The 26,910-nt window shown below is 49.9% G+C and carries 28 protein-coding genes, 1 tRNA gene and 1 pseudogene; 8 read left to right on the top strand and 22 right to left on the bottom strand.

Translation table 11 applies throughout. The features are described from left to right. Positions 1-318 precede the first annotated feature (318 nt). The 12 genes and pseudogenes from K9N57_13790 to K9N57_13735 all read right to left on the bottom strand — a co-directional run bounded on the left by K9N57_13790 (position 319) and on the right by K9N57_13735 (position 5,717). Entirely contained in the window at positions 319-702 is a 384-nt protein-coding gene (locus tag K9N57_13790; protein MCF7805252.1) for a hypothetical protein, read from the bottom strand. Between the two features lie 179 nt (positions 703-881). Further along, on the bottom strand, positions 882-1,505 hold the full coding sequence (locus K9N57_13785; protein ID MCF7805251.1) for a heavy-metal-associated domain-containing protein: 624 nt from the start codon (positions 1,503-1,505) through the stop codon (positions 882-884). Between the two features lie 21 nt (positions 1,506-1,526). Then, positions 1,527-1,667 (bottom strand): hypothetical protein, encoded by a 141-nt coding sequence (locus tag K9N57_13780; protein MCF7805250.1) that lies wholly within the window; start codon positions 1,665-1,667, stop codon positions 1,527-1,529. 61 nt (positions 1,668-1,728) lie between these two features. After that, complete coding sequence (lgt, locus tag K9N57_13775; GenBank protein MCF7805249.1) at positions 1,729-2,607, bottom strand: prolipoprotein diacylglyceryl transferase; 879 nt, start codon at positions 2,605-2,607, stop codon at positions 1,729-1,731. Next, a complete protein-coding gene (locus tag K9N57_13770) occupies positions 2,604-3,326 on the bottom strand; it encodes an isoprenylcysteine carboxylmethyltransferase family protein (GenBank protein MCF7805248.1) in 723 nt (240 codons plus the stop codon). The genes lgt and K9N57_13770 overlap by 4 nt, the downstream gene beginning before the upstream one ends. Positions 3,327-3,337: 11 nt before the next feature. Then, positions 3,338-3,529: a YHS domain-containing protein gene (locus tag K9N57_13765; protein MCF7805247.1), complete on the bottom strand. Its 192-nt coding sequence runs from the start codon at positions 3,527-3,529 to the stop codon at positions 3,338-3,340. A gap of 88 nt (positions 3,530-3,617) precedes the next feature. After that, positions 3,618-3,761 (bottom strand): YHS domain-containing protein, encoded by a 144-nt coding sequence (locus tag K9N57_13760; protein ID MCF7805246.1) that lies wholly within the window; start codon positions 3,759-3,761, stop codon positions 3,618-3,620. A gap of 15 nt (positions 3,762-3,776) precedes the next feature. Beyond that, positions 3,777-4,172 carry an ester cyclase gene (locus K9N57_13755; GenBank protein ID MCF7805245.1) on the bottom strand — a complete coding sequence of 132 codons (396 nt, stop codon included), beginning with the start codon at positions 4,170-4,172 and terminating at the stop codon, positions 3,777-3,779. 26 nt (positions 4,173-4,198) lie between these two features. Next, positions 4,199-4,582, bottom strand: a complete 384-nt coding sequence (locus K9N57_13750; protein MCF7805244.1) for a cupredoxin domain-containing protein — start codon at positions 4,580-4,582, stop codon at positions 4,199-4,201. Between the two features lie 172 nt (positions 4,583-4,754). Further along, a pseudogene (locus tag K9N57_13745) lies at positions 4,755-4,859 on the bottom strand (DUF2933 domain-containing protein). Between the two features lie 190 nt (positions 4,860-5,049). Beyond that, complete coding sequence (locus K9N57_13740) at positions 5,050-5,382, bottom strand: heavy-metal-associated domain-containing protein (GenBank protein MCF7805243.1); 333 nt, start codon at positions 5,380-5,382, stop codon at positions 5,050-5,052. Between the two features lie 98 nt (positions 5,383-5,480). Continuing rightward, positions 5,481-5,717 (bottom strand): hypothetical protein, encoded by a 237-nt coding sequence (locus tag K9N57_13735; GenBank protein ID MCF7805242.1) that lies wholly within the window; start codon positions 5,715-5,717, stop codon positions 5,481-5,483. Positions 5,718-6,399: 682 nt separating this feature from the next. On the opposite strand from K9N57_13735, the gene K9N57_13730 reads away from it, so the two are divergent. Continuing rightward, positions 6,400-7,155: a hypothetical protein gene (locus K9N57_13730; protein ID MCF7805241.1), complete on the top strand. Its 756-nt coding sequence runs from the start codon at positions 6,400-6,402 to the stop codon at positions 7,153-7,155. A gap of 104 nt (positions 7,156-7,259) precedes the next feature. Here the strand turns inward: K9N57_13730 and K9N57_13725 are convergent, their stop codons facing one another. The 3 genes from K9N57_13725 to K9N57_13715 form a co-directional block, all read right to left on the bottom strand. Then, positions 7,260-9,701 (bottom strand): hypothetical protein, encoded by a 2,442-nt coding sequence (locus tag K9N57_13725; GenBank protein ID MCF7805240.1) that lies wholly within the window; start codon positions 9,699-9,701, stop codon positions 7,260-7,262. Positions 9,702-9,827: 126 nt separating this feature from the next. Beyond that, positions 9,828-10,757, bottom strand: coding sequence for a hypothetical protein (locus K9N57_13720; protein ID MCF7805239.1), 930 nt, complete (start codon positions 10,755-10,757; stop codon positions 9,828-9,830). Positions 10,758-10,795: 38 nt separating this feature from the next. After that, positions 10,796-11,125 (bottom strand): NfeD family protein, encoded by a 330-nt coding sequence (locus tag K9N57_13715; protein MCF7805238.1) that lies wholly within the window; start codon positions 11,123-11,125, stop codon positions 10,796-10,798. A gap of 506 nt (positions 11,126-11,631) precedes the next feature. Here K9N57_13715 and K9N57_13710 point away from each other — a divergent pair. Next, on the top strand, positions 11,632-11,967 hold the full coding sequence (locus K9N57_13710; protein ID MCF7805237.1) for a hypothetical protein: 336 nt from the start codon (positions 11,632-11,634) through the stop codon (positions 11,965-11,967). 259 nt (positions 11,968-12,226) lie between these two features. Here the strand turns inward: K9N57_13710 and K9N57_13705 are convergent. From K9N57_13705 to lepA, 7 genes are all read right to left on the bottom strand, one after another. Next, a tRNA-Glu gene (locus K9N57_13705) sits at positions 12,227-12,299 on the bottom strand. 703 nt (positions 12,300-13,002) lie between these two features. Then, a complete protein-coding gene (locus tag K9N57_13700) occupies positions 13,003-13,407 on the bottom strand; it encodes an acyl-CoA thioesterase (GenBank protein ID MCF7805236.1) in 405 nt (134 codons plus the stop codon). 18 nt (positions 13,408-13,425) lie between these two features. Beyond that, positions 13,426-14,172: a CPBP family intramembrane metalloprotease gene (locus K9N57_13695; protein MCF7805235.1), complete on the bottom strand. Its 747-nt coding sequence runs from the start codon at positions 14,170-14,172 to the stop codon at positions 13,426-13,428. Next, a complete protein-coding gene (locus K9N57_13690) occupies positions 14,156-15,739 on the bottom strand; it encodes an amidohydrolase (protein MCF7805234.1) in 1,584 nt (527 codons plus the stop codon). Before K9N57_13690 ends, K9N57_13695 begins: the two co-directional genes overlap by 17 nt. Positions 15,740-16,071: 332 nt before the next feature. Then, positions 16,072-17,367: a hypothetical protein gene (locus K9N57_13685; GenBank protein MCF7805233.1), complete on the bottom strand. Its 1,296-nt coding sequence runs from the start codon at positions 17,365-17,367 to the stop codon at positions 16,072-16,074. Positions 17,368-17,738: 371 nt separating this feature from the next. Beyond that, positions 17,739-18,203 (bottom strand): cyclic nucleotide-binding domain-containing protein, encoded by a 465-nt coding sequence (locus tag K9N57_13680; GenBank protein MCF7805232.1) that lies wholly within the window; start codon positions 18,201-18,203, stop codon positions 17,739-17,741. Positions 18,204-18,217: 14 nt separating this feature from the next. Beyond that, positions 18,218-20,023, bottom strand: a complete 1,806-nt coding sequence (gene lepA, locus K9N57_13675; protein MCF7805231.1) for a translation elongation factor 4 — start codon at positions 20,021-20,023, stop codon at positions 18,218-18,220. A gap of 698 nt (positions 20,024-20,721) precedes the next feature. On the opposite strand from lepA, the gene K9N57_13670 reads away from it, so the two are divergent. The 6 genes from K9N57_13670 to K9N57_13645 all read left to right on the top strand — a co-directional run bounded on the left by K9N57_13670 (position 20,722) and on the right by K9N57_13645 (position 26,825). Beyond that, on the top strand, positions 20,722-22,353 hold the full coding sequence (locus tag K9N57_13670) for a ferredoxin--nitrite reductase (protein MCF7805230.1): 1,632 nt from the start codon (positions 20,722-20,724) through the stop codon (positions 22,351-22,353). Between the two features lie 32 nt (positions 22,354-22,385). Further along, the gene (locus K9N57_13665) at positions 22,386-23,084 is read left to right on the top strand and encodes a phosphoadenylyl-sulfate reductase (protein MCF7805229.1); all 699 of its coding nucleotides are present in this window, start codon (positions 22,386-22,388) and stop codon (positions 23,082-23,084) included. Between the two features lie 37 nt (positions 23,085-23,121). Next, complete coding sequence (locus K9N57_13660) at positions 23,122-23,910, top strand: hypothetical protein (protein ID MCF7805228.1); 789 nt, start codon at positions 23,122-23,124, stop codon at positions 23,908-23,910. Between the two features lie 64 nt (positions 23,911-23,974). Beyond that, positions 23,975-24,811, top strand: a complete 837-nt coding sequence (gene cobA, locus K9N57_13655; protein MCF7805227.1) for a uroporphyrinogen-III C-methyltransferase — start codon at positions 23,975-23,977, stop codon at positions 24,809-24,811. Further along, on the top strand, positions 24,808-25,884 hold the full coding sequence (locus tag K9N57_13650) for an anthranilate phosphoribosyltransferase (GenBank protein ID MCF7805226.1): 1,077 nt from the start codon (positions 24,808-24,810) through the stop codon (positions 25,882-25,884). The genes cobA and K9N57_13650 overlap by 4 nt, the downstream gene beginning before the upstream one ends. A gap of 632 nt (positions 25,885-26,516) precedes the next feature. Next, positions 26,517-26,825, top strand: a complete 309-nt coding sequence (locus K9N57_13645; protein MCF7805225.1) for a ferredoxin — start codon at positions 26,517-26,519, stop codon at positions 26,823-26,825. Positions 26,826-26,910 lie beyond the last annotated feature (85 nt).

Below are 26,910 nucleotides of genomic sequence, written 5' to 3'. Positions count from 1 at the left end.
TGCAATTCCTCCGGGGTTTGGATATCCCACTCCTGCAACATCGTTTGTAACTGCTCTGGATTAAAGACCATCGGTCACCTCACTCGTTCAATAATATTACAGTTTTCCGTGAGGTTTACACAGTTTATTTTACACTCCCGGAGGAGATCCTCTTGGGACGAACAACCAACTGGTTTTTCCCGTTCTCCTTTCCTCCTTCCAATCAAACCCGATTAAGATTAGGATAAAGATGAAGAAACAGCACCAACGGTAACACCATAACACTTTAACACTCTCTTTCCCTGTACCTTATACACCCCTTTCCTGTGCATTGCAAGGTTACCCGGTTTCCTCTTCAACGTCAAGGACTTCGCGCAGGTGACGGAGCCCCTTTTTGTCCGTCTCCCCCGAACGAATCTGCATCATGGTTTCAACAGGCGTAACGTAGACATAGCCGTCGCCGCTCTTGCTGGTAAAGGCATTATGCCGGATCAAATGCAAATATTTGTTGATATTCTGTTCCCGACAGATGAACTCTAGTTTTGCCATGGTAGTATACCGATCCAGGCATTCCATGGAATATTCTGCGTTGTCCGGATCGATGAGATGACTTCCCATTCCCTGAGTATGATCGACGGTGAAAGCTTGCACGCCTTCATCTTCCAACGAATCCAATACATTTTGAACTTTGTCGCACCGAATGATTGCACGGATAAGTCGCACGGTAATCCTCCTTATTCTTTTATCCTCTGTTCTACCATTATAATGTCAAATGATATACCATCGCTGTAATCCGGCGATACAGCCCTGCTAATTGCAGAATATTCTACACTATTGTGTGCGTAATCGTAGAATATTCTGCAGATACGAGAAAAGTGAGAAGACAGACTAAGAGGACGGGTCTAGTTGTGTATTGGCATTAGTTCCGTCTCGAATGTAAGCTGACCACCGACCTTTTTCAGGCGGAATTTTGCCCGGTCGGATCTGTTCGCCACATCATTATAAACGAGCAAGCCGGCAACCGAGCCGCCGCCGTCCCGTTCAGTATGTTCCGTCAGGGGAATCCACTGCTCCGGTGTTTTGGGCTGTTCCCCTTCCGCAATAAGTTCGGCTGCAGTCCACCAGTCAATTAACAAGTTTGTTCCCGAGTCCGTCCAGAGGGATACCAAGAATACCAGATCATCTTTGGAGACATTTCCCAGAACTGTAGCGTCTTTGGAATTGCTTAAATGTTCTGCGGTCCGGCTGATTTGTTCCGCTGGCAGCACAAAAACGCCCGTATGATCAAATTCCTGCTCCGACTCAATCAATGGGAATTCAGTTCTTGTGGCAAGTGTAGTCAAATTGCCATCGGCTTGAACAGGTCCGTATTTCAGCCCGGCGATATATCCGCCGGACGCTGCCACGGCCTCTTCAAGTTCACGAATATTCGTTGTATCAGCATCGTACCGTACGACTGCCTCGCGGCGATCAAATGTGACGAAGATATCCTCCACACCGGCGACTTCTTCGAGTGCACCCTGCACCCGTTGGACACAGTGAGGGTTTCAGGTCATGCCGGTAATGGCAAACGCAACATCGTACAGCGAGCCATGTCCCTGCTCCCGCTCCGAATCCGGTGGCGCCGGTTGAAGCGTCAACACTGGGAGCAGCAAGCTTAAAATTCCAATGAGGATTTGTGTTCGCATATCTGTTTATCCCGGTTGAAACGTTTGTATACATGTGTGTGGTTTCATTTTCATTCCACCATCATGAATGTTTGACTATCGGTTGTTTTTCATGAGAACGTGCGTATGGCGCATATCGGACAATCAGGAACAAGGCAACTCCACCCGCGACCATTCCCAGACTCAACAGCTGTCCCGTCGTGAGAAACCAGAGCACCTCACCCAGATGGGCATCCGGCTGCCGGAAAAATTCGATGCTGACCCGAAAAAACCCGTAGCCCATCAGATACCAAGCAGCCATTGTGTTTTCGGAAAACCGCTTCTTCCGGACCGCCCAGAGGATGAGAAACAGGATGAGTCCCTCGAACAGCGCTTCGTACAGTTGGGACGGATGGTGCAACAATCCGGTGGCATCCATGGGGAAGTACATGCCCCAGGGGACGTCCGTCGGCCGGCCGTACAAGGTGCCGTTGATGAAGCATCCAATTCGGCCGAACATAAATCCCAACGGAATGGCAGGGACGACCAGATCGGTAAATTTGAAAAAGTTGACCTTGTACTTCCGGGCGAAGGCCACGAACGCCACCGCAACACCCAGCATTCCACCATGATACGACATGCCACTGAAACCGGTGAATTGCAGTCCACCGTTCTGCGCCGAAAATGGCAGTACGATCTCTATGGGATGCGCCAGATAATACCCGGCAGTGTAAAACAGGACGTACCCCAATCGACCACCGACCATTACACCGATAATCGCCCAGGTGAAGAAACGCTCCACCAAGTCCATATTATAGTCGACGGATTCGGTTTGGAGCCGGTAGCGGATCAGCAGGTACACCACGGCAAAGGCGACGATATACATCAGCCCGTACCAGTGAATCTTGAAGTGTCCCAGACTCAACAACACCGGATCGATTTTCGAGGGCAGGTGCTGCCACCACTGCCAAAAGTCGTTCATTCTGACCCCGCTTCTCCGGAAAAACGCGCTCGGTTTTCTCCGTGGACGCTCTCTGCCTTGGCCGGCAGCAGGAGGGGCGCCGGTTCATGCGGTTCTTCCGGAATTTTCCCCCAGGGAAGAAATCTGGGGATTCGCGAGGCATATCGGTAGTACGCCCACCCAAATTGATCGGCTACCGCGTGTTCTTCCCGGAGCGCCAGGCGATAATAGGCGAACATGAGCACCGGAAACATGAGTAAGCCAACCAACGTCGTCCACTGGATGAGTAAGCCGGAGCTAAAAATGAACATCCCGAGATACTGGGGATGCCGTATCTTTGCATAAATTCCGGATGTCACCAACTCTCCGTTCGCGGCATGGATCAGTTTCCAACCCTTGCCTAACAGGATCAATCCGAATAACATCAAAAACCCACCGACCTGACAGATGATCAGCTTGCCCCACATCGGTAACCCCAGAATCGTTCCGATCAGGTGGCCGTTTATGTGGGAAAACGGATCCGCGACCGGCAGTTGCACCTGGAATACTGAGGTGAGGATGTAAATGGTGAGCGGAAAACCGTACATTTCGGTGAACAGCGCCACAATAAATCCGAAAAACACCCCGAGGGTGCGCCATTCGATATGCTTTTTCGGCCGGATAAACCCGATGACGAATCCGCCGAATAACACGACATTGAAAAGGACGCTCGCCCACCAGCCGTAATCGTAATTTGCCATAATAAAATTATCTATTCAGCAGTCATGTTCGGGGTGCGGCCCGAATTGTTCTCATCGGATTGGGACAAATATCTTGCGGGATCTTCTTCGAATTTGGCCTTGCACGAGGAGCAGCAAAAGTAATACGTCGTCCCTTTGTACGATCGCAAATAATAGGTATGCTTCCCGTCCACTGGCATCTTGCAGACCGGATCTTCATGCATTCGCATCGAGTTAATCAATATATGATATCCTGGTTATTCGGCACACGGATACAACATTCCTGCTCTCCGTGTGCCGAGAGTTCAATAGTTAAGTGTATTTTTCCGGGTTTTCTTCAAACGCCTTCTTACATCCCGGAGCGCAAAAGTAGTAGGTTTTCCCGTTGTGCTCAGTCTGTGCGGCGGCATTGTCCGGATCGACGTCCATACCGCAAACCGGATCTTTTCCCCTCATTATCCTCCTGTTGTGTTATGCGTTTGCTATCCAGCGTCGTGCAATTTTCCCTTCATGTAGCTGGAACATCTCCCAGCGGGACAAATCCCGAACAGTCCTAATAGTGGATTTTGCCTTGCCCTTTCGGCGAACCTTCACGCTTACGATATCGTGCTGGGATATGACCTCTTCCACCTCATATTGTACCTCTTCGAATACCGCTTGCTGGTTAATCCAGGTGTAGGCGAAGTGCATCTGTAACTCATACAGGTCTTCGCCTATGACGGTAGGATCTCCGCAATATTGGCAGTCGTGTGCCACAAATTCGGGTAAATTACTCAAATTGTTCCTGTTATAGATTTCGTCAATAAACCTGGCGACAATCCAGGTATTCAACTGGTGCTGCAAGGTACGTTTTGATCTGTTTATCATCTGTCACATCCTTTATTCTGATACCATTACCGAATTATCAATTTTCCCTCTAATACATTGTTGCCGCAGCCAAAGGTGTATTCTCCGGGCTGAAACGGGAGAATTTCCACCGACGTGGTTGTGTACGCCGGAAGCCGTTCCCAAATTCCAAAATCCCGCAGCACGATTTCCTCGCTGCATGGTGAGTTCTCGATTCGATAGAACCGCATATTCAAAGGATGATCCGACTGCGCCTCGATAACCGCCGGATGATAGCCGTTGTTCACCTCAAGACTCACCCGTTGAACCCCATCTTTTCCCAGCGATGCTTTTACCGGGGTTCGGGGCGTAAGGAATATTTGCCAGATCCCGTAGGCTACCAGAAAAAGAGCGGTAAATATCAGGATGAGATTTGCCAGCAAACCAATCATGGGACATTGCCTCTCCAGGTGTTACCGGGTATCAAGTGACTCACCCGCCAACATACAGATGTGTTGAATTTGTTCATTCGGAAATCCGTTCCGACTCGTCATTCACCGGGACAACCGCAGGTGTTTTTTCTACAGTTTCGTTTTGCTGATTATGTTGGGAGTTATGCATGTGATGGTGCCCATGGCCTCCGTGGCCGCGTCCGTGCATAAACAGATGCATTCCCAGACAACCGCCCAGCAATAAAAGTAAAAACCAGTTTTCCGCTATCCATTCCATGTATTCGTCCTTTTTTGTCTATTTTTCTGTTTATCAAGAATGCAAGCCGGATGCCACTAATGCTATTCCCGGGGATAACCCACTGAAATCCATACGTTTACCGGCCTAATCCGGTATTGGCTCGGTCCGACATTTCGAGAATATTCTCCAGGGTTGACGACTATTCGACAGTGACCAGACGTCCGCATTATTACCCCCAGCTATTTAAAATAGTGGGAGATTCGAGTACCCGGATTAGCCGGGCATAATACAGATGCCTGCCGTCATTGCCGGCATTAAATATCGCGTTTTCCAGAGCAGGTGGTGAGTGCAAATCGGGGTCGTATACAACTCCGGCGATACCCTCCTCTAGAGAGACTTCGGCCATATGCACTCCCTGGAGGGCAAGTAACCCGTTCTTCACCCGGTTCGCGCAATTTTCGCATCCCATGCCCTCTATCCTGAAATAGGCGGTGTAATCCGCGCTTAATTCCGAAAATTTCGCATTAGATTCTCTCGGCTCCACGTGACATGATTTATCCATAGCGAGCTCCTTTGTCTTCTTTATAATTGAAACTGTTTGACTTTGTAACCTTTCATCCGAGCGAATCGGGATCGATTTCTCTCTTGACCGAACCTTGCTCACTTCATCTTGCATTCGCCGGGTTCCTTCGCCGGTGAACAGCAGCATCCGGCGTTGTAGTTTCCGCTCTCGTGACTGACGTGCCGGACGATGATCCCGGCAACTTCATATTCCTGAGAGACTCCGGGGTGATCGTCTCTGTCATGATTGTATTTCCGGCTATACACGAAGTAAGTCGTTCCCAGAATTACGGCCGGGATTGACAGTAAAAGCCAATGATCTGTGATCCATTCCATGTATCCTGCTACCCTTTCGGACGTTTCCGCTGTTGTTCTGATACTCTATTCGTTATAGAAACAAGATCGGTGCCAACAACCTCTTCCAGGATTTTGCATTCTGTCCGAAGTGCCCGGAACCGGCTATTATTCAGTCTATTTTATCTCTTTTGAGCCAACCAGGAAATTCGCGAATACTGCTCTTATCAGTGTACAATATCCTACAACACTCCAAACCGTTCGCAGGATACTCACCAACCGTTTTGACTATTAAGCTTACTCAGGGTGTCAGAACAACAGGGGGAAAATTCGGAGCAAGTCCCGATCTCTTTTTCAGTAGAGACGTTTCCCCGACATCTCGGGACAGGCATGAGACGTCTCTACTGAAAGGAATATGCGATGTTCACTCCCAATTATCCTCTTAATTTTTTGTTTTTACACACCCTGCATGGAACGATTCTACAAGGGAGATTATCCATCTTTCCAATTACCGGGGAGCTATTGTAAAGGCCAACAATCTTGGCCTCCCAAAAACGGAATATCATATGATTAATTATCCAGTTTAAAAAGAGTATGTTAAATGAATCTGCTGCTCACCGCATCTATCATTTCATGTGGGTATTCTCCCTTTTTCCGGCCTTGCATACCTCCAGGATTTTGGATACCCTGCAAATGAAACATCATCCAAGAGAAGAGATTAATAATGGTGAAAAGACAATATACCAGGGTCCTGCTCACTATTGCCGGCATTCTAGCTGCAACATCAGTACAGGCACATATCGAGGGCAATCTGTTCCTGGAGCATCCCCCGAAGACCAACGCCGGAGTCCTGATTCAGTCCGGCAGTTACGAGATCAACGATAACGCGTCGGCATTCATAATTTCACCCTTTGCGGAATATATGATCCGTCCCTGGCTCTCTGTGGGCGCCGGCATCCCGTTTGGCAGTTACCAGGATGAATCCGGGCTCTCCGATGCCGTGCTGGCGATAAAATCCCGGACTTCTGCAGCCGGCCTCACGCTGGTGCCGACGTTAACCGCAGAATTACCCACCGGAAGCGACCAGTTCACCACTGGCCACCCGGAGTTGGTGCCGGCGTTTTTCGCGGAAAAGAAGATTCCGGATACACATCTGTACGGGCTGTTCCGGGGACGATTCGCCCTGGGAGAATCCGACCATGCTGAAGCGATCAATCCGCTGGCGCCGCACACCGAGTATGAGCTGAACGGCACGCTTGGCATCTCCTATTTCCTGACGGAGGTGATGGGGTTGGACGCCCGGTATCACGGAAACTTTGAAGAATTGGAGACATTCCACTCCGGCGCGGAGATTGGAGTGGTTTATCAGGTAACCACTATGCAAGGGACCACCCTGAAAGGCAGCATCGGCTACCTGGTCAATTTCTCCGGAATCCGCGAGGGGAATAGTTTGGGAGTGTCATTTTACATTGCACCGTAATTGCACGGAGATTTACGTTCCGCGGACCCTACTGATTAGGTAAGCAGGAACGTACCCCACACCAAGTCGGGTCTGGACGCTATCAATTTTTTTAAAGTACACATCTACGCATTCAGCGGTATTTCCGCCACATCAGCTTCAGGTTTACTCACCAATGGCCCGGCATCATCTGCGTCCGAATTCAATGTACGAGGAATGAGATTCCGCAGTCTGGTGAATACCACAGCCAGACTCAGGTACGCAATTCCGGCGAATACGAGCACAAAGTTCCAGCCAAACCATTTGGCGAGTATCACGGCGAAGACCGACCCGGTCACCGAGGCGACCCCGTTGATGCCCCAGGCATACGGGACGATATCCTGCCGGTCCTCTCTGTGCAGAAATCTGAGCAGGGTCGGGAACGGCGTTCCAAGTGGGAGTCCTGTGAGAAAAAGCCATGCTATCAGCACCAGTCGCCCGGCCTCCATCGATAACGTATCGACCAATGGAAATATCATCCGGAATCCGAAAAACAGAACGCCGATGGCCACGGCCGCAATCCTGAGTGTATTCAGCAGGTTTGATTCCCGGAATCGCTGACTAACCCAGCTGCCGATGCCGGTACCGGTGAGCAGTACGACCAATGTTACCGTCAGCGCTATCGACGGATGCCGAAAATACGGTACGATCTTTTGGAAAAGCGACAGTTCGCCCATCATAAATGCCAGACCGAGTATCGTCACGCTCGCGATGAACGTCTTTCCCGGAAATCCGGACCGGACCGCTGCAAATTGGGCTGATATCCGGATCTTGGTTTGATAGATGATGAGTCCAAGTAAAATCGCAAAGATTATAAACAAGATAGTCAGCGTGCCAGGGAGGCCTTTCTTGAAATCGTAAAAAAATGGCTGATTATCGGTGACCGGTGAGACATCCATGGGATAATCCATGAAGGCGACCTCGCTCTTGAATCGCCCGGTCCCGATATCCATCATCGCCTGCTGGAACATCGGTGTCTCGATATGCTGTTCTCCCGGAAACATCATGTGCAATTGTTCCTGTTCGAGATACGGGAAGTAGGCCACGGGTTTATGCAGTTGGAACTTTTCCACCAGCTGATGCCGGTTGCTGACTTCCTGACGGGTGAACGGTTGCTTTTTGATCACGAGCAGGGCCATCATGCCATCGCTGACTGCATAGAAATGTTTCATGGCCGTGGTATTTTCGATGCCGTTCAGCTCAAAGGCCCGCAACGCGGTCGAGACCAATCGCAACACCTCCGTTTCTCCGTGTGCAAGAATCATCACCCGGCCTTCCTGCGTCATATGGTCAAAATACTCCTGGAATGCCTCGACTGTGAACAAGTAATCCTCTGTAAGTGCATAGCTCTCATAGCTCCGCCGGCTCTTGGTAATAGGAAGCGCAAGACTGATAATATCGTATGTGGAATCGGAATTCCTGAGGACCTGACGTCCTTCGCCAATCATGATATCCAGTTGATCGCCCTCTGCATAGATTCCACCGTTAAAATCGCTATGATCCCGGACCAACTCCACCATATCCGGATTTACCTCGACTGCGGTAATCTGCTTGACACCGGTCGACCGTGCAATGAGGACATCCTTCCCACCGCCCGGACCAATGATATAAGCTGATTCTTTCTCATTTTCCGGCAAGAACGAATAGGGAAAATACTGGAGCGCCCATCGTGAAATAATCTGCAATTTTGTTTTTTGATTCATTGTACTGTCAACATGGATCATCGGGGTGCCGGCGGCGCCGTCCACATAGAGTGCTAACTCGTGCGGACTGTGCGAATCTTTGACAAGATCTGTCCTACCAAATGCACTCCAGCGACTGTCTACGATTTCCGGGGAGAGGCCACTTTTCCCCATGCGATACAGATCCTTATCAGTGTCCTGTCCGATGGGGATCTCCGGAACAATCGTGAGGAAGGACCCCAGAAACAACACTCCCGTTCCGAGCAGCACTGCAACGCCCCGTATTGGTGTTATGTGACGTCCAAGGGTAAATATGAGAACACCTATTCCGGCAACCATGCCACTACCCATAACCGCTCCAAGGCCACTGACATGTTCCAGCAAGAACCAGGCGCCAACCGCCCCGATTGCGGCACCGATCAAATCTCCGGCATAGAGTACGGCCGCTCTGTCGGTCCAGGTTTGGAATATCCAGGCCAGGTTGATCCCGGCAAACATGAAGGGTACTGTCGCGATGCCCAGATAGATGTAGAATCCGAGATGACTAAAATCTACACCAGCCGTTAAAGGCAGGGATACCAGCAGTACCCCGCTGACCGGAAAACTGAACGCCCCGGCGATAAAGAGCCACAACCGAAGTGTCCGAAATCGTGAAAGGCCTCTGAACCACAATCCCTGGGCCATACTCCCAAGACCAAGTCCTAACAATGCAAAGGAAATGACTACAAAGACGAAATGATAATTGAGAATGACGGAGAAGACTCTGGTTAGGGCGACCTCATAGACGAGAATTGCCATAGAAGTAAACAAAGTGGTCCAGAAAATAGACGATGATCGGCTGTTCATGTGTTCCTCTTTTAGAGTATTTGAATCGTATTGACGGTATGAGAGCGTGGCAGGATATTCCCGCCACGCTCAAGGTTTTTCGTTACTTTTCGGAGTAATTGATTAGTCGCTTCTTTCAGAATTTACTCAGATAGTCCAGTCAAACACGCGCTCCGGTACATCATACACATCTTTGATGACCAGCTGCATGTGTTGGACTTTATGATCAAATTCCGGAAAGACCAGCTCCCCGCGCCGGTGGTGTCCGCCAGGCGGTGAGCCGTCCCAGCGAAGTGGGTCGTACTCGTATCCCTGGTCGCAAATCAGGGTGCTGATTTTGGTCAAATCGTAATTCAGCGATCCGGAGTGGGTGTTGAGCGAAATGGCAAAGGTCACCGGATTCGTAAAGGAGAAGTTGACCGGTTTCACTTCGATGGCGACCCGGTTTTCCTGATTACTCTGTACCGCGAGTTCGATGGGGTCATTCGAAACGGATTGTTTCTGGGCTATGGCATCGCTGGCTGTTCCATTGAATCCGGTAACAACAAACGAACCTGCCACAATTGCGACGGACACCGCAATGGCTCCGTTTCTCACTTTCGCCATATTCAGTAAAGTCAGGCTGTGCAGCGTTTCGCTGTTCCCGGCCAGATTGTGCTGCTGAATCAGGTGCAGCATGATGGTTATCCCCACCAGATTCGAAAACACGCCCAGCAGAATAAACGGCGTCTGGTACTGGGTCAGAAACATAGCTGCCGCGCCCAAGCCGAGGATCGGCAGCACGTCAGTCACGTGATGCGCACAACAGGCGATCATGCTGCCGGTGGAGATGCCGCCCGCCGTTGCAACTTCTGCGGTCGCTCCCCGGGTCCGTTCTTTCAGAGTTTGACGTATATAAATATACAACCCAACCTGAATACCAAATCCGCCGGTGAGCAACGCAATCCAGTACCAGATTCGACCGAATTCTTCAATCGCATGGGTAAAGGAATTGGCAACGGTGACGATCCCGAAGTACACAATCAAAAGCGCCAACCCGCCGAGAATTCCTGCAAAAATTGGTTTTCTGTTATTCATGTATTTTCTCTCCTTGTCATTTCAAACATGAATGCTCATCAGGAATGGATATGCAGTTTCATCCCGTTGATCCGGTCAACTGTCACTCGCTGTCCCGGCACCAGAAACTCGTCACTTTCCGCCTGCCAGAATTCCCCGTGCGTTTCCACAATCCAGTGGCGGCCAGATTTCTTCACAACCCGCACCGGCTGATTCAGCAGCGCCGGATTCCCGGTTCTCACCGGTGCCTGCATCGCCTGTAGGAGCGCGTAGTAGACGATTCCCGATATGGCGAGGACTCCCAGATACAGCGGAAAGGCCACGCCCAACGGGAGCATCCAGAACAGGCCCAGTCCGAACAGCGGCATAAGCAAAACAAGATGGCACATGAGTATCACCTGAGTTTATCTAACTGACCTGGCACTATACCAATTTACAAGAAACATACCCAGGGTATTTATAGCCAGATAAATACCTATTTTATTTGTACTTATATCAATGAATTCAAACTGGAGTAACTGTTGAATATTCTACGGTGGGTACAATAAAGGAGAATAATCACCAATGGATTTAACAATTGGTGTCCCGGCATTGAAGTAATTCAATTTGTTTTAATGATACCAAAACCGCTACACGGTAATAATATATACATAACATTTTTGTCCAAATGTAATCGAAACCTCGAATTTCTGTGGTCCATATATAGCAGCCCCATTCCCAGTCGTTGTTTGGGTTTTTTTGTATATCACATGAACACCTGACACCCTGTATTATCGAGGGGATCACATTGGGTTACCGTTTTGTGGAAGTACCACGTGGAATATTTGTAGAGGGAGAGGATTCAGAAGATCGTTACGCTCATCCTGTTCGAGAATACAATCGATAATTGCCAGTAATGCCAATCTCGTCCCTGCTGCCATATGGAAATCACAGTCCCTGCTGCCATATGGAAATCACATTGGTTCAGTATGTGCTAAATAACATGAGTCTGAGCCAGGAGAACGCAGCTACGCCGATGTGGCCAAATAATGAATTACTCCGAGGCAGAGACCTCGGAGTATCCACACCAGCCCGAAAGACCACCGGAGTTTCTCGAGCCGAGTGCGGTGTCTACTGTGGCATGGAAGTCCGCATCCCATTCGAGTTGCAGATGAGTAGAGACGTGCCATGGCACGTCTCTACAGCAGATCGGGCAACCCGAGGTAAAGACCTCGGAGAATTCTTTGATTAAATATAGAACCAGGTAGGTTGAGAAGAAAACCGGACTTATGTAGCCGAATGATACGAGGTAGAAAAAGTATAATTACATAGTTGAGCCTTTACCCCCAAGGCTATTACCAAATTAATAACCTATAGTTTCTTTAGTAAAGCATGATAATTTTAATGAGAATATGGTATCAATATTGAAACTCATACCTTCAAAAAGTTAAATATATGTTTTACCTAAAACAGAAAAAGCCCACAACCACGCGGGTTGCAGGCTTTGTCAGTGTCCCCAAGGGGACTCGAACCCCTGTTGCCGGCGTGAAAGGCCGGAGTCCTAGACCACTAGACGATGGGGACAAAATTCGTCAAAATTTGTGTCCGAAACTCATTTCTCAAAAAGCCTGGTTAATATATTATCAGAGTCGAATCGATGCAACCGTAAAAGCAGTGTTAAAGTGTTAAAGTTTCAGGTGTTCAGGTAACGTCGTATTATCGTGTTAATGGGTTACAGTGATATTGTGATACAGTGTTTTTGTTAAACCCTCACGCGTCGAGTGTCCACTGTCTCCAGTCCTGGGTTTAAAATTATCCCGCCTGTCTGCAGTACCCTCAGATGTGTTCGTTGTTGGTTTTTCGTCGCTCGTGTTTGATACTGATTCTCAGCTTGCGTGCCCGTCGCATTCATTTGCGTAAATTCGTGGTGAGATGTTTGTTGTCAATCATTGGAGTCGGATTTTTCGGTGTGTTCGGGTGTTTAAGTGTTCGAGTGAGAAAATGTGTTACTGTGCTAACGTGTTAGAGTGTTCTAGTTAAAATAAGTCGTGAGCCTTAAGTTTTCAGTCCTGTGCTAATATCAACAGTGAGTACCCTGTTGGTAGTTCACGCTCGGCGGGATTTCTTTGTAGTTGGTTGTTTATAATTCGCGTTTTTCTTCGTGTATCTTCGCGGCTCCTTTACTCTTTTACTTGTTGCCTTCAGTGGAATTGGTGTTTTTCAGCATTTTATATTTTTGCTTTTCTTTGCGGTCTCTGCGTCTCTGCGGTGAGTTTTTTTAGGGTGTTCAGGTGAAAAGCGAACGCACCGCCTCCGGAATCGATACCGGCTTGAACGAGTCCCGGTCCACGCAGACATGGTGCGTCCGGATCTCCGCAATCACATCATCGGTGGAATTACGGGTAATTTCGTAGAATACCTTAAAAGAGGACCGACCGATATCGCCGATGCGCACCCGTACCGTCAGCAGGTCGTCAAACCTGGCGGGCTTCTTGTAGACGCAGTGCGATTCCACCAACACCATTTCTAGATTGAATTTCTCCGTCACCTCCTGGTACGGCATTCCTTTTTCCCGAAGATATTCGATGCGTCCAATCTCGGCGAATTGCAAATAGTGACTGTTGTGCACTACTCGCTGCATATCCACATCCCGGTACGTAACGCGGATGTCAGTCTCGAAAGTGTAGTCCATCAAGCACTCCCTGTTTCGTTAAACAAATAGAATAATAATCAAATCATAGAAGATGTGAGAATACGCGGTGATTCCGAATCCCCGTAAAACATACAATCCCGAGAGTAACACTCCGGCAAACACACGCAACAAAAAGGTTCGGTTCTGGAAGGCATCTCCGTACAGCCCAACATAGTGAAATCCGGCGAAGACTATAGCTGAAAGGAGCACTGCCACCAGATTGGCGCTTATGTTGTTCCATTTCACCAGAGATGTCAAAATCCATGCGACGCCCGAGACCACTAATACCCGGAAGACGAATTCCTCGTAGACGCCGGCGCCCAGCGCCAGCACAATCTCCTGTACTGTGCTGATGTTGCCCGGTGTCCCAGCCTGGATGTCTACGGCAGCGATTTTACTGAGCAGAACAAACAGAATTGCTCCGAACAGGAGGCTTTCTCCCAGCATGCCGAGAAAATACTTCGGCCGGATCTGGAAATCCCCGCCCCGTTGATGTTCCAACCAGAGCGCAAACAGGATAATAATGAAGAGACTCAGTGCAAAGGCATAGAATCCGTATAATCCGAACAGCGAGTAAAAGTAACGCAGTAACACATCTGCGCCGTTTCGGATACCGGTCACGTCGGACTTGTTAAAGAGAAACAGTCCGAATTCGTAGGCAACGATAATCGGCAGGATCAGAATAATGCTCTGATACGGCGAACGGGTGTAATCCCAATACTGCTTCAGGCCGTCTAAAAATTGGAATTTACCCGATCGTGCCATTCGAATACACCACGTTGCCGTTCAGGATTGTCATTACTGGCTTGACCGTCTCGTACTCAGTTGCCGGAATATCCCAGGGATCGCAGTTTAAAATAACTATGTCTCCGTAGGCGCCGATATCCAATGAACCGAGTCGCCCCTTGCGATATGCACTTGTCGCCCCGTTCGCAGTGTAGGCTGTCAAAGATTCCTCCAGAGATAGCTGCTCCTCCGGATACCAGGAGGGTTCGCTGGCAGACTTTCGCCGCTCCACGGCCGCCAGGATGCCGCTCCAGGGATTCACGGCTTCCACCGGCGCATCGGAACCGAAGGCCAGCCGGATACCGGCATCCAGCAGTGCGCGAAATGCGTAAGCGTACCGTGCCCTCTCACCCCAAACTCGATCCGCCGGCTCCCGATCGCCGAACAGGTGGATCGGCTGGACGGATGCCGTCAGATTCGTCGGCAGGATATCCAAATCAGCCGGATCAAATACCTGAAGGTGTTCAATCCTGTCCAATAGGTCTTTCTTCTGCTGCGCTGAATTTAACGCCTGAAGCGTCATCTTCACCGCCGCATCGCCAATTGCGTGTATCCCCAGGCTCAATCTGTTCTCATGGGCCCGTATAATTTGCTCCCGGAAGGTCTCCGGATCAGTAAGCGCCATTCCATAGTCATCGGATTGTTCATACGGCTCTTTCATCCATGCGGACTGCGAACCAAGTGCCCCATCAGTAAAAATTTTCATCCCGATAGTCCAGAGCCAGTTATCGCCGTGTCCGGAATACTCTCCGGCTTCGATGACCGCATCCAACGCATCTATGGGAAGCAATACACCCGTTCGTATGGGGATTTTATTCGTACTGTGCATATTCCTGAGAGTCCGCCATCCGGGAATCCGCTCGATACTGTGGACAGATGTGATCCCGTGTTGCAGGCAGTGATCACCAGCCTGCTGGTAAAACCTCCGGAGCTCCTCCGGCGTTGGCTGTGGCCGTTCCTCTTCAAATATCCGGATGGTGTCCTCCTGCAATATACCGGTTGGAGCGCCATTGCCATCTCTGGAAATATATTTCCCCAGGGATGAATTGAGCTTTCCGGCGATGTCCAGAGACTCGATGGCCCGGGAATTCAGCAGGAGTGAGTGCATATCCCTGCTGCGGAGCGCAACGGGATTCTCCGGCGACACCGGATCCAGTAATGATCTGTCGGGAAATCCACCCAGATGTTGCCGGTTCCACTTGCCGCCGACGATCCATTCACCCGTCTCCCGGCGATTGACTTCCCTGGCAACTGCTTGCCGGATTTCTTCAGCAGTGCTCTTTTCGGGAAATGACAACTGCGACAGGCTCTCGCCAAGATTTGCCAGATGGAGATGACTGTCGATAAAACCGGGCAACACCATCGCACCTTTGCAGTTGATAATTTCGTCAGCGCCGAATTCGTTCCGTAAACCGCGGGCCTCATCTCCGAACGCAACGACCTTCCCATTTTGAACTGCCAGCGCATCGACAGGGATTTTCCAGGGCGGCCCGGTAAAAATACGGCCGTTAGTTAAGAGGAGATTCCCCGGATTCTTGTTTTGCATTTCGCTCATCCTGTTCGGGATATGGGATGATTGCCATCTTTGAATTGCAGGAAAATAAAGAAATGGAGAGATAACGGAAATTGTTAATATCCTGAATTAATCTCGGACAACTCAGGTGTTACACCAATTTCCAATTTCCGACCTGGATGCAAGGTCGGACTATAGCCGGGCAGCAAGAGGGGAACATCCCAGAAGCTCTGCCGGCAAGGACGCTAATTACTGTCCGGACTGAAACACAACGCCTGAACACGGTCAACCGCGTCCCGACCGAACCTGGTGGCGCCCCCGAGGAAGACCTCGGGGAGTTCTGTGATTCACAATTTATAAAAGGCTCAATATACCGTACTGAGAAAGGAATAGGAGCCGGTAATATTAAATCCCCAGCTCGTTTTTCGGCTTGAGGCTACAACCTCGGATCTTAAATTTGCCCGCGCACTAATCATAACCTGATCTTCGACGTAATAGGACAAACTCGATTCAATTATGTATCCCTCTGTGGGTACCCAACTGTCAGATGGCCCCAGGTGTATATACGGTTCGGAGTATTGATAGGAAACATCCCCTTCCACCAGAGGCACCCCGCCTGACATAGTGTTAGCCAAATTCAACCGGTCGCTCAGCACCCAGAGGTGCTGTAATACCATATTTAATTTCATGTTATGTGTGCTCACATCCCGATCATCATCAACTAAGGCAAAACTGGAGTGCAATCGTCCCCTGATTCCAAGCTGATGTTCGAGGGTAAGATTCTTAAACAACCGTCCCCTGAGCGACACACCGCCGGTGGGGTCCCAGTTGTCATCCTCTGTATTGTGGACGAGATAGTCGAGCGTGAGCATAACATCGCATCCCTCATACCGATTTCCGAGATTCTCCCTGAGAACATCATCCAGATAGAAATAATCAAATGGTCCAAGACCGGATTGCAAGTCCGGCAGCTGGCCATGGAACGCATCCCAAAAATATTTATGATGCCGATCATGCACTACATTAAATCCGCGTTCCTGTGCCATCAATTGTGCCATTGTATGCCGGGTATCCATTGAGAAGGCCCCTTCACGCCCGAGGCTTCGGTATCGCTCTTCGAACCGAAGGGCGCGCAGCAGCGGGGTCACATTTCGTATCCGCCCCCATCCGATGCCAATCACCGGTTTCGAATGGACCACCCAATCCCGTTCCTGTTCCCTCTCAAAGTCCTTGAACGAACTGCCCCAAAAATCACCTTCAAGCAGGGCAAAATAATCTCCGGAAAAATACTCATACACGTAGCCGGAGAAATCATATTCTCCTCTGAATGGGCGTGCATCGGGCCCTGAGGGACCGTCAGCCTGATTGACATATCCTGATTCTAAACCCAGCATTATATCCAGCTCCGCAATTTTCTCCTCGCTTTCCCAATACCGGATGTACCGAGGCTGAAGTCTGGAATTCACCGTAGTCCCGTTCGGGTTTTTCTCACCGTGGCTATTCAGATAGAAATCCACCCATAAATTATCGTATCCCCACTCCGGCAGTCGATACTGTATTAACGGCTCCAGGTTTTCCGGGTTCTCAAAACTAACGGAGGTTTGCGGAAATACTGCGGACGTACTCATAATTAGACAGATCCCGAGAAGAAAGTGTCTCATAACCCACTCCTGTTTCTTGCGTAAAAGGTTCAGACAGCCCAATACGGACGCTTTTATTAATCCTGGTGGCCCGGTAACTGATACACACTCCAAACAAATTGAGCCAGCCCAACTTACTACTCAGGAAGAACGGCTGATTGTACTATGAACACATCAAATTTTACATTCCTGAAGAAGTAAGGACTGCTTTTAGATTACAGGGTTAAACCAGAATGCGCAAGGAAACTTTTACCTTACGGAGAGTGGATTGAATAAATTTCCAATTGTGGAATGCTGTATATTAATAAATCCCCCGAAAGAAGAGTTGCCCCAGGCAGTTTCTTATCGCGAAAGTTTGTCTATGTGAAAACTCCCGGCAAGGGAATTTGGGCCTAAATCCAGACCATGGAATTCCGCAACGCCAGGTTGGCGTTCCGGATGCGGTCACAGAGAATCTTGGAGATATTGGTCATTAACCTATACCCGAGTTTGGGATTTTCATCCAATAATCGGTCGAGGTTTTCTGCCGGGATGCGGAGCACCTTCGACTCTCGCCGGGCCCGCGCTGTCGCGGATCGGGGAGCCTGATCCACGTAGGAAAATTCGCCGATAACCTCGTTCGGGTTCATCGAGTAAAATTCTTTGGTTTTTTTCTCCCCGGAACCGGGTACCAACGATTCGATGGCAATTTTTCCCGCAATCAGGATATAGAGATCCCGTCCCGCGCTATCCTCCTCAAACAGCAGGTCATCACTCTTGAGTTCCAGGTACTCTCCTTCGTTCACGATGGACTGTATTTCATCTGTGGACAGGTTGACAAATAGCGGGACAGATTTCAGTTCATTTATCTCTAACATGGTAACCTCTTTTATTAGTCGTCTATCTGCAGAATGGCCAGGAAGGCTTCCTGGGGCACGGTGACTTTGCCGACATTTTTCATTCGCTTTTTCCCCTCTTTCTGCTTTTCCAACAGTTTCCGTTTCCGGGTCACGTCTCCACCGTAACACTTGGCCGTCACATTCTTACGGAGAGCTCGAACCGTTTCTCTGGCGATTACATTGCTCCCGATGGCGGCCTGGATCGGAACCTCGATCATCTGGCGTGGAATCAATTCCCGGAGTTTCCTGCAAAGACTGCGTCCACGCCGATACGCTTTGTCCCGGTGAATCACCGTGGAGAGCGCATCCACCGGATCGCCATCGATGAGAATATCCAGCTTCACCAGGTCCGATTCCTGGTAGCCGATAAATTCGTAATCAAATGATGCATATCCACGGGAAACAGATTTGAGGCTGTCGTAGAAGTCGAACACAATTTCCGACAGCGGTAATTCGTAATTCAACTCAACGGTGTTCTCGTCCAAATACTTCGTGGTTTTATACACGCCCCGCTTGTCCTGGCAGAGCTGCATAATGTTACCGATATAGTCATCTGTCACAATGATTTCGGCGTAAACATACGGTTCCTCGATCTTCTCGATGTCTCCCTGATCAGGCATCAATGAAGGATTCTGTAGCTCCTCGGTCTCGCCCTCCTCGGTAGTAATTCGGTATCGCACGTTGGGCACGGTGGTAATCAGGTCCAAATCGAATTCCCGGTCCAGTCGCTCCTGGATAATCTCCATATGCAACATGCCAAGAAATCCACAGCGGAATCCGAAACCCAATGCGGAGGAGGTTTCCGGCTCATACTGGAGGCTGGCGTCATTTAGCTGCAATCTTTCCAGAGATGATCTGAGGTCCTCGTAATCGTCCGTATCCACCGGATAGAGGCCGGAGAAGACCATCGGCTTAATCGCCTTGTATCCCGGAAGTTGCTGTTCAGCCGGGCGTTTATCGTCAGTAATCGTGTCGCCGACCCGGACGTCATCCACCTCCTTGATGCTGGCCACCAGATAGCCCACTTCGCCGGGACCGAGCTTTTCCTTTTTAATTCGCTCCAGGCGAAAAACGCCTACTTCGGTTACCTCGTGAGTCCGGTTATTCGACATAAACCGAATCTTCATGCCCGGCTCGATTTCGCCCTGCATCACCCGCATATACGGGACGGCTCCCCGGTAGGAATCGTACATACTGTCAAAGATCAACGCCTTCAAGGTGTCATCTTTGGGCGGATCAGGCGGTGGCACCCGGTCTACGACCACATTGAGCAAATCCGTAACCCCTTCGCCGGTTTTCGCCGAGACTTTGATGATTTCATCCGGATCACAGCCAATGAGTTTGACAATCTGCTTAGTAACCACCTCGGTCCTCGCGCTCGGCAAATCGATCTTGTTGATCACCGGGATGATGGTCAGATCATTCTCCAGCGCCATGTAGACGTTGGAAACCGTCTGGGCCTCCACCCCCTGGGCTGCGTCGACCAGTACCAGTGCGCCTTCACACGCCGCGAGACTTCGGGAAACCTCGTAGGAAAAGTCCACGTGTCCCGGCGTGTCAATCAGGTTAAAGATGTATTCCTGATTATCATCCGGTTTATACACCATCCGGATGGGATGGCTTTTGATAGTGATTCCCCGCTCCCGTTCCAGATCCATACTGTCCAGCACCTGGGCCTTCATCTCTTTGGCCGCCAGGGTGTGCGTATGTTCCAATAACCGGTCAGCGAGGGTGGACTTCCCGTGATCTATATGAGCAATTATGCTGAAATTCCGTATGTGTGACAGTTGATTTTCCATAGACAAGTAATTTAGAAGAAATTCAGGCCATATCAATGTTTATAGCATACTATAATATCCGAAGTGGATGGGGAACCAAATCAAATCCAAATGGCATTGTTCAGAGCACCGGGTTAATAGTTTCATGTACTTTAAAAAATTTAACATAGCCTCGCAATCACATTGCGAGGCGGGAAATGGAATTCCGGCCTGGGTATTAACCATCTCCGGCCTGTAATTCCAGGCCATCCGACGTGGTGAACACTTTCTTGCACCTGCCTCCCGTTGAATAATTCAACACTTTCCCCTTGACAGGTTCAATACGGATGCGTATACTTTTTGCGATTGTTGAGATAATCAACACATGATAGACGAATCAATAAGGTTTACACACAATGATTAACACAAAGCGAACCCAAGTTCTTAACGTTACAACATCCATCCTTCCTACCCTTTCCTCTCTTTCTTGTTTTTGTTTCATGCCTTGTATGTGTTGTTCCAAATAACATATACCAATCCCTTTTAGACAATTTAGCTGATTGACCGGTTCAACCGGGAATCTTCGTTTATAACCGAAGCTTTCATTCCATCCCGGTAAATGTATTGCGGGAGCGGTAGTCCTTCACCGGATACCTATACGGTTCCGCGAAAAGTATTGGACTGTATTTCCGCCCGGTTAATTGTGGTTTCATTTTCATCAAATGCAGCAGGAGCTGGACATGGGCAACAAAGTCGAAGAACTGAAACAGAAAAAAAATCCATTGGAAATTGCTGACACTATTAAAGAAGTCTATGCCAAAGAAGGCTACGACGCCATCACTGATCCGGACGAACCCGAGCGGCTCAAATGGTATGGCCTCTATACGCATAACGACAAAACCGAGGGCTACTTTATGATGCGGATCAAGGTGCCGGGTGGTGTCCTGAAACCGGGACAGGCACGACGCATCGGAGAGGTTATCAACGCGTATGCCGTCGGCGAATTCGCCAATCCGCACTTCGGAGATGCCTTTGGCGATGTGACCACCCGACAGGATATCCAGATGCACTGGATCGACATCCGGGACGTGCCGGAAATCTGGGAACTCCTCGGTGAAGTCGATATCCCGACCGGCGTAACCGGCGCCTGTGGTGACGTGCCCCGGAACGTGGTCGGCTGCCCTGTGGCCGGCCTGGATAAGCACGAGATAATCAACGGTCAAGATTTGGTTGAAGAGGTGACCGATTTCTTCCTTGGAAACGAAGAATTCTCCAACCTGCCAAGGAAATACAAGATCGCGATTTCCGGATGTCGGGAGCGCTGTGGACAGGGCGAAATCAACGATATCGGTCTGTATCCCGCGCAGAAATCGATGAACGGAAAAGAGGAATACGGTTTCAACGTCATTGCCGGTGGCGGGCTTGGCCGGAAAGAGATCCTGGCCAAAGGCCTCAACGTCTTCCTGACTAGAGATCAGGTCGTCGAGTTCAACCGGGCGGCGGCTACGGTCTTTCGGGATCAGGGCAACCGGAAGCGGCGTGGGCGGGCCCGGCTCCGCTATCTCCTGGACGAGAAAGGCGCCGACTGGTTTCGTGAAGAAATCCAGAACGAGGCAAACTTTACACTTCAGGAATCCGGCGAGTCGCTGGAAGCCTCTTCCCAGTACAATGACGGTCGCTATTACCGGGATCATATCGGATTGCACGAGCAGAAGAATGGAAACTACTACGCCGGCCTCCATGTCCCCACCGGTCGATTCAAGGGGGACTGGTTTATTGAGGCGGCGAATCTCTCTGACGAATATGGCAACGGCGAAATTCGGCTCACCCAGCGACAAAATATTATAATTCCGGATATCCCGGAAGAGCGGCTCGACACATTTCAAACGGAGTCGCTGCTGGAGCGCCTGCAGCTTGCTCCTTCCCCGCTCCGGCGCGGCTCCATTACCTGCACCGGGACTGAATTCTGCAGTCTGGCGCTTATTGAGACCAAGAACCGGATGGTCAAATGGATTGAGGAATTGGAACAACGACTGGATACGGAATCCCCGATACGGCTGCATCTCTCCGGATGTAACGCCTCCTGTGCCCAACCACAGATCGCGGATATCGCCTTTCAGGGTATGAAAGCCCGAAAAGATGGTGACACCGTGGAGGCTGTAGATATTGGGCTTGGCGGCGGCCTTGGGGACAATCCGGGATTCGCCGAATGGGTACTGAAGCGTGTGCCGTGTGAGGATGCATTCGACGTAGTCTCTGCCATAGTGGAACAATATGAGGACCGGAAACAGAACGGCGAATCCTTCAGGGAATATGTCTGGCGCGTGAATCCGGAGAACGCCGTGCCGGACCTGGACATTCTAAACCAGTGATTTCGGACGACGGAACACAAGGAGAATATCCGATGCAATCGATTACAATCAATTTGAGCGGGATGAACAGTCTGTTGGAACAGTTAACCGTGAAAGATCGGCTCGCCTGGGCCATCGAAGAATTTGACAAGTTGGTCATAGCCTCATCCTTTGGAGCCAACACCTGTATGCTCATTGATTTGGTCTATGATAAACTGGGTGCGCGCCCACCGGTGATTTTTCTGGACACATTGTATCACTTTGAAGAGACGCTGGAGTTGGTCAGAAGGTTTCGCCAGAAGTACGAGTTGAATCTGGAGGTATATTATCCAACGGGGATACGTACCCGGCAGGAATTCGAACAAAAATACGGCAAGTACCTCTGGGAGAGAGATCTCGATAAGTTCCATGAAATCACCAAACTCCGCTCCATTCGTCGGGCCCTTAACGGCCGTGACGCCTGGATGACCGGATTGCGGAGAGCGCAGGCGGACACACGAAAAAGTGCGCAGATTTTGGAGTGGGATAGCAGTCACGAACTGTATAAGATAAATCCCCTTGCCGAATGGTCGCATGAGCAGGTATTCCGCTACCTGAAAGAAAACAGAGTGCCGTATAATCCGCTCTACGACCGGGGCTATAAGTCCATTGGTGACAAGCCATTAACGACTAAAGTCAACGGCAAAGAACATGAACGAGCAGGACGCTGGCGTGGAAGTGATAAGACCGAATGTGGTCTCCACTACAAGTAATTGAACAGAAAATAACCACTATGGAAAATTGAAGTTTATGGTGTCAGAAAACAGAGCAATCGTTATCGCCGGCCACGGATCGCCGGATAACCCCACCGCAAACCGGCCGGTACGTTATCACGCAGACGCAATCCGGCAGACAGGCTTATTCAGTGAAGTCCGGGGAGCGTTTTGGGACGGCACTCCGACATTCCGTGAAGCTGTGGCCTCCCTCCCGGGTTCAGAACTTATCGTCGTGCCATTATTTATGAGCCACGGCTATTACGTGGATCAGGTTCTTCCCAGGGAATTCAGGGCCGCCTGCGGCAATCCCGGCTACCGAATCAAATCCTTGCAAATTACCGAACCGGTAGGCAGCCATCCCGGTATCAGGGAACTCGTACTCCGACGTATGCAGTCTCTCCTGCCGGACAAGAGTCTCTGGCAGCAAACCGGCTTAGCACTTCTGGGACATGGTACAACTAGAAATTCCGTGAGTGGAGCGTCGGTCAGAGCCCACGCCAGGGGTCTCCGAGATTTGGGAATATTCCGGGCGGTGAAAGCGCTGTTCCTGGATGAACTGCCATATATCAAAGATATCGAAGCTCATTTCCAAATAGATCAGGTCGCGGCTGTCCCGCTGTTCATGGCAAATGGTGACCATCTCAGCGAAGATATTCCTGAAGCGCTTGGTATTCCAGCTGACCATAACGGAGAAGCCGTGCTCCCCGGAGGGACATCGTTGTTTATCTCCGGACCGGTGGGTACGGCTCAGATAATCACGGATATCATTCTGGAAAGAATCAGTGCGGTTCTCACTCCACGATACGGAAAAGTTGCCATTTGAATAACGACGACGATGTGACACAATTTTTCACATACAAACGAAGACACAATTTGAAGGGAAACCAATGAAAACAGGAAAAGTCAGTTTAATCGGTGCCGGTCCCGGTGACCCGGAACTGTTGACGGTGAAGGCCTACCGGCGCATTAAAGCGGCGGATATTGTAATGCACGATACGCTCACAACCACAGATCTCCAAGAGTTTGCCGGAAAGTATGCTCGGGTGATTAATGTTGGTAAACGTCCCGGGGATGGGTCCGACAAACGTACCTCACAAGAGACTGTAAACGAAATGCTAGTCAGGGAAGCCCGTAACGGTAAAAACATAGTCCGCCTAAAAGGTGGAGATCCGTTTGTATTCGGACGTGGTGGTGAGGAAGCGGTATATCTTGCCGCTGAAGGTATCCCGTTTGAAGTGATTCCGGGAATTTCCAGCGTGTTGGCCGCACCGGCAGCTGCCGGGATTCCATTGACTCACCGGAACGTGGCTTCAAGCTTTACGGTTATTACCGGACATGAGGATCCGACGAAGGATTGCAGCGCGCTGGATTGGTCAGCTATCGCCGGAAATGTAAAATCCGGCGGGACTCTTGTTATCCTTATGGGCGTACGGCGTCTTGAACAAAATGTCCGGCAATTACTGGCGAACGGTCTCTCCGGCGGTACTCCGGCAGCAGTCATCGAGAAAGCCACTACCGTAAACGAATTTACACTGAGCGGTACCCTGGAATCAATTCCGGCCCAGACCCGGGCAGCCGGTATCTCGCCACCGGCGATCTTCGTTATTGGCGACGTCGTCGATGTCCAGGACCAACTTCAGCCAATTAGGCAAGGCGTTACAGCGGTAACCAACGGATACGAGTTCGGATTCGAAACGATGGAGGATCTTATTAAAGTCGGATGACAAGGGGAGACACATCTACGGTAAAACATCTCATGGCCCAGATGGGCACCGGCCCTAAATCCGCTCAAGATATGACCCGGGAGCAAGCCGGGACGACCATCTCCGGGATATTGGAGGGTGAAGTCCATCCAACCACTATCGGCGCCTTTCTCGTTGCCAACCGGTGGAAGGCCAATACGGCTGAAGAACTGAGCGGCTTCCTGGATACGGCTCGATCCTATGCAACAAACGTAACGGTACCGCATATTTCACCTGTTGACTGCGGAGCGGCGTATGACGGCAAACGCCGGACTGCCCTCCTTGGCGTTGCCGCCGGGCTCATCGCCGCTGCCGCAGGTGTTCCGATCGTAGTGCACAGTTCGGAGAAAGTTCCAACAAAATTCGGCGCGACCTACAAAGATGTATTGAGCGCTCTGAATATTGAGACGGCCCTCTCCCCTGCTGCGAGCAAGCAGATGCTGGAGTCGGCCGGTTTTGGATACTTTTACCAACCGGAATTTAATCCGGCATATCATGAACTGCTGCAATATCGAAATCAACTGGGCGTGCGCAGTTTTCTGAATACGCTGGAACCGCTGGCGAATCCGGCGAATGCCTCAATACATATCGGGAGCTTCTATCACCTGAAATTTGCGAAACGGGTCATAGATACGCTTGTTCGGAGTGAAACACAATCCTTTGAACGCATTGTACTTTTCCAGGGACTGGAAGGCTCTGACGATATCCGGTCAGGATATACCAAAGTTGTGGAATGGTCTAACGGAAAACTTTCCGATTACGACATTGCCACAGCGGAATACGGAATTCCTGAAAGCCGCGAGTCCTTCGAGATGCCGAATCTTCCCGTTGATTCGGCACGAATTACCGAAGAAATCCTTTCCGGAGAACGCACCGATCACTTTCGGGAAGCGGCGCTGCTGAATGCAGCCCTCCGAATCTATGCATACGAAACCGTTGAAAATCTGCGTGACGGTATGGAAGTAGGCCGTGAGGTGATTTCGTCTGGCAAAGCGCTGAAGAAACTGGAACATTTGAAAGCGTTTTATCCTGCTGAGAAGGAAGTTGAAACTTGAAATTTGAATACGGGGATTGGGTATAAGGTATAAAGGTATTGAGGATAGAGGATAAGGGAAACCGGTTGGTAGTAACCGCTTTAGCGGTTTTAATGAAGAAAAATTGAAAAATGAATAATGAAGATTGAATAAGGCAAAGAAACCCTGAGTCAAAGTCCCGGGGGGACGATGTGCTTCCAGCCCACCAATTCATTGGCGGGAGAAGGTCAATTCCGAAGAAATTCGAAAGACCCATCAGGGACGCTTGAATTAACCTCGCACGCAATTTTCGCCTTGACGAATTCAAGACGGGATGTGGGGCGACTTAGGATAAGAAGGAGAAAGAGAATGTTCTCATCAGACACAACTCACCCTCTTGTTCTCCCTCTCTTCGCAAGAGAGGGAGAGACGACTCCGCAATCTTTGTTGATGCCTGGTTCTCCCTTCCTCTTCGGAAGAGGAAAGAAGTCCGAGGGATGGAGTTGTGCTGTTAGTGAACAAACAAAACCCCGCTGAAGCGGGCACTACCAACAACCATTGTATTTTGAACACATGACTCAGGACACTCGACACATGTCGTTTTTTACCTAAATACTTGAACACCCGAACACAGGATCACGTTAACACATTCCAGTTAAACATCGATTAAGAGTATGAGTAAGAGTAAGAAAAAACAGGGCGCACAGGATAAACCATTCCGCATCATCTTTGAGGGGAAGAAATGCATCGGGACGGGCAAGTGCGCAGAAGTCTCAGAGAATTGGTCGATGGATTTGACTACGGGATTGGCGAAGCCGGGAAAATACTATATCGACGAAGACGAGTTGGAATCCAATATGGAGGCCGCCCGGCAATGTCCCGCCAAAAAGGGGCTGGGTGTCATTCATATTATCGACGGGGAGACAGGGCAAGAAATTTACCCGGATCCGGATGGAACCGGCGAAATCAGTCTCGACAATTAGTCGTAATTGTACATTTGTTAATTTTTTAGCAGATAATTTCAAATAATTTAATTAATTATATAAAAGTCCAACCTTGCAAGATATC

It is taken from the genome of Candidatus Neomarinimicrobiota bacterium, assembly GCA_021734025.1.
GTDB lineage: Bacteria > Fidelibacterota > JAANXI01 > JAANXI01 > JAANXI01 > JAANXI01.
This window is presented reverse-complemented; position numbering and strand designations above follow the sequence as displayed.